Genomic DNA, 7,119 nt, shown 5'->3' with positions numbered 1-7,119 from the left:
GGGAGCTTATCTCCTCATCTCACTTCTTTTGCTCCCATGTCAAGTCAAATTTTTCTCTGCTCGCTGCTGCTTATCTTGTTTCTTTTGTCAAGTTCATTTTATACCAAATTAGATGAGCTTACCCTGGAATTATGAGTTGTTAAACAACAGCTTTTTCTTGCACTAAAACGTAAGGTTCAACAATTAAAGCGTTAAACCTCTTAGTCCGATCGCCATTCCAATTTCCTAATTGTTCTGGTGAAGGTTTGGCCAGCAATTGTTCATCAATCCAATTTTGCACAGAGGGAATATTATCAGTTGCGATCGCTTCTCCCACATCCAGCAAATCTAACCCATCTGCTACCACAATTATCACATCTCTTTGTGCATGGGGAACTAGCCAATCCCATTCCGCTTCATCCAGATTTTCTTTTAATTTTTCTCTTAAATCAGACATAATTTTTCACAGTTTTGTTAGGATCTCAATTGTACATAATTTGCAATTCATTAGTCATTAGTCACTAGTCATTAGTCATTAGTTAAATTTCACCCAATCACCTATCTTCCTAAATCGTGCATTTCATTAATTACATCTGCACATTTACGAGTTATAGCTTCTAATTCTTCCTTATTTGTAGAAGTTGGCGCATCAATCAATTTACCAATTCTAATAGTCATCGGGACTTTACGAGGAATAGGTGTACCTTTTTGGACAACGTTTTCACTCCCCCACAAACTCACCGGTAATAAAGGCGCTTTGGCTTTTGCAGCTAACAGTGCTGCACCTCTTTTGGGATCATGAATACGACCATCTGGGGTGCGAGTTCCTTCTAAAAACACACCTACAGCCCAACCATTCTCTAAATATTCTAAAGCCGCACGAATAGCCGCACGATCAGCAGTACCCCTACGGACGGGATAAGCACCGTATAATTTAATAGCTTGGGCTAAAACAGGCACTTTAAATAATTCTTCCTTGGCCATGTATGCAACTGGCCGACATACACAGTTAGAAACTATGGGAGGATCAAAATAACTTGCATGGTTGCTAACTACCACCAATGGTCCAGTTTTGGGAACATTTTCCACCCCATAAATTTTACCCCCGAAGTAAGCGTGTAGCATGGGGCTAAGCACTGACCACTTGAAAGCGTGGTAAAGTGCCAAACTAATAAAAGGTTCGCGTTCTCTGGTCACGGAAGATATTTTAAATAAGACTATTATTTAGAATAAGCTATGGCGATCGCTTTTCGTCCATGAACAAAGGTAGATTTAGCATATTTACAGATGAAAGCGTTTTCAAGGGTGCATTTTATATCCGGCTAATTACTTTTAATTGTTTTATCTTCCCTATTCCCTATTACCTATTCCCTATCCTCAAAGATATGCTCAATATTCAACATAAACATCAAAATAAGATGCAACCGCAGGTAGAGAATATATGGAGAGAACACTAATAGCCTAGATATTAAACGACCAATTATTATATAGAGGTTAGGTTATGGCAGTATCAGCAATTGATATTTCCAGAAGTCTTAGTGGCATAGATTTTCCTGCAAATAAAGAAGATTTGGTTAACCATGCCAGACAGAAAAATGCAAGTCAGGAAGTAATTGACGTTCTCCGACAAATGCCAGAGCGTGAATATGAAAACATGGCAGACGTGGAACACGAATTTGGTCAAGTTAGATAATTTTTGAATAAGTTTCCGTTCTTGTCTGTCTAGTTCATGTCTAGTTCATTAGCTACTTTTTGGCATTTGATATATAGTGGGATTTAGGCAAAAAATACTGATAATTTATGTTTAAATCCCACTATTCATTACTATTTCTTCAGCTAAGAATAGCAGCGGTACTCTTATAATATCTACAATAAAAAGCTTCAAGGAATAAAAATTCTACCTGCTCCCATATAATTTTCAATATCTAATATAATCTCCACTAGGCGAGCAGCACATTTTTCTCGATAAATGCGCTCATCAAATCGATCAGGATTTCCAATAGTAATAATTGGTAGTGAAGTATCTGTATTCTCCTCTCGAATTGTTTGCTCTAATGAATCAGTTCCTTTCATATTTCTATTAGCTGTGATCAGAATCATTTGGTTTGCTTGAGCAAATTGCCATACAATTTTGTCACTGCTATCTGTCTCTAATCCAGCTTGTTTAAAGGTAAAAAAACGAATTGATAACAGATCAATCCAACCTTCAGCCGCAAGTGTTCCCCAAAATAAAACCGAGTCCCCTGTTAAGTTATAATCAATGAGAAAATTCATAATGGGGATGTGATGCGTTCTTGCCAAGATTGCAGTTTTGCGCGTAAATCTTCCTGGCCAACTTTAGCAGGTTGAGTTGCTATTTTGGCAAATCGTTCACGGTTTTTTTCTTGCCAATATTGGCGAATTTCTGCTGATTTTTGCAGAAACTCTTGATATTCAGCTTCTATTTCCACAGCATGATTTTCTATGTAGTCTAAAGCCACATTCACCTGTGCATCACTTAGTCCCAGTTTTTCACGAATTAACTTAGGTGGATACTGAGCTTTTACATAGTCCATCACATCACACAAAGTAATCCGAGTTCCGGCTATAATTAGTCCCCGTTCTGTGCGAATGATACCTGATTGTCCATTATATACAGTTTTCATATCCATCAACTCCTAAAGGTTGTATCTGCTCAACCTAATTTAATTGTGAATTAATTTCCCCTAACTTGGCAACTCCCCAGTATTACGAATATTCTTCAATTCCATACCTTCAACAGTCCGCTTAATCAAACCAGTTAAAACATTACCTGGTCCAATTTCTACTACTTTGGTAATCCCATTTTTTGGTAATTGTAATGCAATTTCTCGCCACCGTACTGAACCAGTCATTTGTTGAGTTAAACGTTGTTTTAAAATTTCTGCATCAGTAACAGGAACTGGATCAACATTAGAAGCAACGGGAACTTCTGCTGTTTGAAAAACTATACTATCTAATATTTCTTGAAATTCCTGTGATGCTGCTGCCATTAAATGGGAATGAAATGCACCGGAAACTTTTAAAGGTAATGCCCGTTTTGCTTTGACATTAGACATTACAATTTGTACAGCTTCGGGAGTTCCTGAAATTACGACTTGTGCGGGACTATTATCATTTGCTAACACTACATCCGGGGTTTCTGCAATTACTTTTTCTAATTGTTCGCGATCAAAATTAAGTAATGCTGCCATCATTCCCCCAGCAGTATTATCCATAATTTCTGCACGACGTTTGACTAATTGTAAACCTGTAGACCAGTCAAAAACACCAGCAACATAAAGAGCAATATATTCTCCTAAACTGTGACCGGCAACTAAATCTGGTTTTTCTCCTTTTTCTCGTAATAAGTCCGCGAGAATACTTTCGATCACATATAAACAAGGTTGGGTGTAAAGTGTACGTGATAATCTTGCTTCGTCATTTTGACAAATTTCACTCACAGACCACCCTAAAATTGCTTCAGCTTCCTCAAATTTTGCCTTAGCAGATGCTATATCTAGTAGATCAATTCCCATGTTTAAGGCTTGCGAACCTTGTCCGGGAAACACATAAGCAGTTTTTGTCATTTGATAATTGGGAATTGGGAATTGGGAATTGGGAATTGGGAATTGGGAATTGGGAATTGGTAATTGGTAATTGGTAATTGGTAATTGGTAATTGGTGATTGGTAATTGGGAAAAATGAAATTGATTACCCAGTCACCAGTCACCAGTCACCAGTCACCAGTCACCAGTCACCAGTCACCAGTCACCTGTCACCTGTCACCTACCTTCCCCATTGAAAAATAGCTGCACCCCAGGTTAAACCAGCACCAAAACCAGAGGTAGCAATGATATCATTTGGTTTAATTTTTCCTTGCCTTACTGCTTCATCTAATGCGAGGGGAATGGAAGCAGCAGAGGTGTTACCATAATGGGCAACGTTACTGATTACTTTATGTTCAGGAATATTTAACCGATCAGCTACAGAGTTAATAATCCGCTGATTTGCTTGATGTAAAATCAGCCAATCTATTTGATCTACGCTGAGATGAGCTTCAAATAAAGCTTTATCTATGACTTCTGGAACTTTCTGAACAGCAAAACGATATACTTCTTTACCGTTCATGGTGATGGGGTGATAAGTGCCTGTAGGTACATGAATATCTGGACTAACCTGTTTTGTAGTGCCTTGATAACCCAGGTTGAGATAGTGATTTTGACTACCATCGCTTTTCAGGGAAAATCCTAATAGGCGATCGCTCTTATTTGCTGGCAATACCACCGCCCCAGCACCATCGCCAAACAGCACACAAGTGCGCCGATCTTGCCAATCTACCCAACGAGAGAGGATATCTCCGCCTATCAACAGTACATTTTGATAAACTCCTGTTCTAATATATTGGGCTGCTGTCACCAGTCCAAACACAAACCCCGAACAGGCTGCAGTTAAATCAAAGGCTACTGCTTTAATTGCTCCTAATTCAGCTTGAATGCGACAAGCATTGCCAAACAAATCATCTGGGGTAGAAGTTGCCAGCAAAATTAAATCAATATCTTCTGGTTTAATTCCCGCGGATGCGATCGCCTGTTTACTGGCATCGGTAGCTAGTGTAGTCAATGATTCTGGCGGTAATGCTAACTGCCGTTGACTAATTCCTGTTCTTGTGGTAATCCACTCATCAGAAGTTTCCACCAGTTGAGTTAGTAACTGGTTGTCTAACCTAGTTGCTGGTACTGCCGAGCCACTACCTGTAATTGCTATACCATGTAGGAATAAATTCTGCACTCCTAAATCTCCCCAGTTGTCAATTGTCAATTGTCAGTTGTCAAGAAGCAGTCAGAAGTCAGCAGTCAACAGTCAGCAAACCCCATTCATGATTGACTAATGACTAATGACAAATGACTATGGATTCTCGCTCACAGAAGGCTAATCACTCTCGCTCTGTAGAATTTGATATTGTGACTGTAGTCTTTGCAATACCTGATTGTCTACAGCTTCTTTGGCCATACGAATAGCACTAAAAATAGAAGGTGCTTCAGAACTACCATGACCGATAAAACAAATCCCATTCACGCCTAATAGTAATGCACCGCCATGTTCTGCGTGATCCATGCGCTGTTTAACCCGTTTCAGGTTAGGTTTTAAAATTGCTGTACCAATTTGTCCCCGGATACCTTGGGGTAGTTCTTCCCGCAGAATTTGTAAAATTACTCCTCCTACTGCTTCGGCAAATTTTAATAACACATTACCCACGAAGCCATCACAAACGATGACATCAAATTCCCCTGATAATACATCACGTCCTTCCGCATTACCAGCAAAGTTAATTTGGGTATTTTCCCTTAATAATTGATGGGCGCGGAGGGCTGTTTCGTTACCTTTAGTGTCTTCTTCACCGATATTCAATAATCCTATTTTGGGTTCAGGCATTCCCAAAACATATTGACTATAAATTGAACCCATGACTGCAAACTGCTCTAAAAATTTAGGGCGACAGTCTACATTTGCACCAACATCCAGTATTAATACTGGCGTACCTGCTTTAATGGTGGGGAATACTGTGCCTATGGCTGGACGATCAATTCCTGGTAATCTGCCTAAACGTAGTAAAGCTGATGCCATTGCTGCTCCAGAGTGACCAGCAGAAAATACTGCATCTGCTTGTTTGTTTTTAACTAAATCCATCGCCACGTTAATAGAAGCCTGACGCTTTTTTCTGACCGCGTTTAAAGGCTCTTCATCCATTGCGATCGCTTCCTGTGCCGGAACAATCTCTAATCCTACCATATTGGTTTTTGGCGGTATGACAGCTTCAATTTGTTGCTGATCACCTACCAACAAGATTTTCACACCCAATTCTTCTTTCGCTCGTAATGCGCCAGCGACGATTTCAGCGGGTGCGTAATCCCCTCCCATAGCGTCAATTGCGATGCTTACACCAGTCGATCCCATTGCTCCTAGCTCAAAGAAACCTTACAAATTTTATCAGATCGCAACACTCAACAATTAAAAATTCCAGAAAAAAGGTTTTTCAGCGCCTTCAGCAACTATATTTTCTTTTTTCTGCAACTAAGCAATTTATTTATGTCTATATCTGTATAATCCCAGTTGTTTATGTATATGAAGCATTTACTCAAATATTTAATTCAGTAATATTACTATATTATAATATTTAAAATTTACTTTCAAGTAGCTATGATTAAGATAATTGGCTTTTTTAGGGCAATATGTTATGTTTGAATTGCCCTAAATATATCTAAATTTATTTAATTTTGCCTATCCAACCAAGTAACTAAATCAGATATTTCAGAAAAGTCTAAAAACTCTTCTCCTAATATTTCTAATTGTTCGGTAGATAATAAGCGAATCCTTTCAACTATGAATGAATCTATTTCCCCAAAGCGCCGATTTAACTGACGATTTAAGAACCGGAAAGCTTCTTTTTGTTCTCCTTTTAATTCTCCCTTTTGCAAAATATCCTGATAAATTACAGATTCTTGCATAATATCCTCGCTCAATAATTGACGAATTAGATTTTTCTCGAATCGTAAACCTGCTAAAATCTCTGTGTAAGCAGCAGTATTCTGTCTGGCTGGTACATCTGCAATTTTAGCAATTTCTCTGGCTACTTGGGATAATAACTCTGGTGCGGAATTTGTTTTTGTTAATGGTGCTAGGGGTAATAATGCTGGGTTATGGAGAAAGAAATCTGAATCTTGCTCCCACATTCGGATGACTCGATAGCGATGAGTTGTCATTTCATCAACATAAGCATCAGTAAAAGCAATTTCATTTGTGGTTTCTTGTAGGAAAATCACCACTTGGGTAACAGGTAGATGATATTGTCTAACTAATCTGACAAAATAATCTAACATTCTTAACGGGATGGGAGTGTCTGATTTGGTGTTGGTTTGAAATTCTAGATGTAGGATTCTGTTTTTTGTTTGTAGCAATATAACGGAATCTGCGCGGATTGGTTCTATGCTGAGTTCAGTTTTTAAGACTTTAACTAGGGTTTGCTGAATAAACCTAAAACCTTGATATATCAAAGGTTAGAGGCTGATAAACACAGAAATTAGTGCAAGGGTTTTGAAGGGTATACCGGAAAAAGTGTGCATTTTTGGGGATTTCAAGAGA

8 protein-coding genes and 1 pseudogene are annotated in these 7,119 nt (G+C 38.6%); 1 reads left to right on the top strand and 8 read right to left on the bottom strand.

Annotated features, from left to right (window positions below):
• Nucleotides 1–139: 139 nt before the first annotated feature.
• Both FFR48_RS23735 and FFR48_RS23730 read right to left on the bottom strand, forming a co-directional pair.
• Entirely contained in the window at nt 140–436 is a 297-nt protein-coding gene (locus tag FFR48_RS23735; protein ID WP_096566755.1) for a DUF2288 domain-containing protein, read from the bottom strand.
• A gap of 101 nt (nt 437–537) precedes the next feature.
• Nucleotides 538–1,176, bottom strand: a complete 639-nt coding sequence (locus FFR48_RS23730) for a lysophospholipid acyltransferase family protein (RefSeq protein WP_137669066.1) — start codon at nt 1,174–1,176, stop codon at nt 538–540.
• Between the two features lie 304 nt (nt 1,177–1,480).
• On the opposite strand from FFR48_RS23730, the gene FFR48_RS23725 reads away from it, so the two are divergent.
• Nucleotides 1,481–1,672 carry a DUF2795 domain-containing protein gene (locus tag FFR48_RS23725; protein ID WP_096566750.1) on the top strand — a complete coding sequence of 64 codons (192 nt, stop codon included), beginning with the start codon at nt 1,481–1,483 and terminating at the stop codon, nt 1,670–1,672.
• A gap of 188 nt (nt 1,673–1,860) precedes the next feature.
• Here FFR48_RS23725 and FFR48_RS23720 read toward each other — a convergent pair whose 3' ends face one another.
• The 6 genes and pseudogenes from FFR48_RS23720 to FFR48_RS23695 all read right to left on the bottom strand — a co-directional run.
• A complete protein-coding gene (locus FFR48_RS23720) occupies nt 1,861–2,253 on the bottom strand; it encodes a DUF5615 family PIN-like protein (RefSeq protein WP_137669065.1) in 393 nt (130 codons plus the stop codon).
• Nucleotides 2,250–2,624 (bottom strand): DUF433 domain-containing protein, encoded by a 375-nt coding sequence (locus FFR48_RS23715; RefSeq protein ID WP_187040080.1) that lies wholly within the window; start codon nt 2,622–2,624, stop codon nt 2,250–2,252. Before FFR48_RS23715 ends, FFR48_RS23720 begins: the two co-directional genes overlap by 4 nt.
• A 60-nt stretch (nt 2,625–2,684) precedes the next feature.
• Nucleotides 2,685–3,566: an ACP S-malonyltransferase gene (gene fabD / locus FFR48_RS23710; protein WP_137669068.1), complete on the bottom strand. Its 882-nt coding sequence runs from the start codon at nt 3,564–3,566 to the stop codon at nt 2,685–2,687.
• Nucleotides 3,567–3,765: 199 nt separating this feature from the next.
• Nucleotides 3,766–4,767 carry a beta-ketoacyl-ACP synthase III gene (locus tag FFR48_RS23705; protein WP_137669067.1) on the bottom strand — a complete coding sequence of 334 codons (1,002 nt, stop codon included), beginning with the start codon at nt 4,765–4,767 and terminating at the stop codon, nt 3,766–3,768.
• Between the two features lie 141 nt (nt 4,768–4,908).
• Nucleotides 4,909–5,934, bottom strand: coding sequence for a phosphate acyltransferase PlsX (gene plsX / locus FFR48_RS23700; protein ID WP_137669064.1), 1,026 nt, complete (start codon nt 5,932–5,934; stop codon nt 4,909–4,911).
• Nucleotides 5,935–6,248: 314 nt separating this feature from the next.
• Nucleotides 6,249–6,992: pseudogene (locus tag FFR48_RS23695) on the bottom strand (Rpn family recombination-promoting nuclease/putative transposase); the annotation flags it as partial.
• Between the last annotated feature and the right edge of the window lie 127 nt (nt 6,993–7,119).

Origin of the sequence: Sphaerospermopsis reniformis (genome assembly GCF_005402885.1) — a bacterium.
GTDB lineage: Bacteria > Cyanobacteriota > Cyanobacteriia > Cyanobacteriales > Nostocaceae > Sphaerospermopsis > Sphaerospermopsis kisseleviana.
The sequence above is the reverse complement of the archived record's forward strand: the minus strand, read 5'-3'. Positions and strand labels throughout refer to the sequence as shown.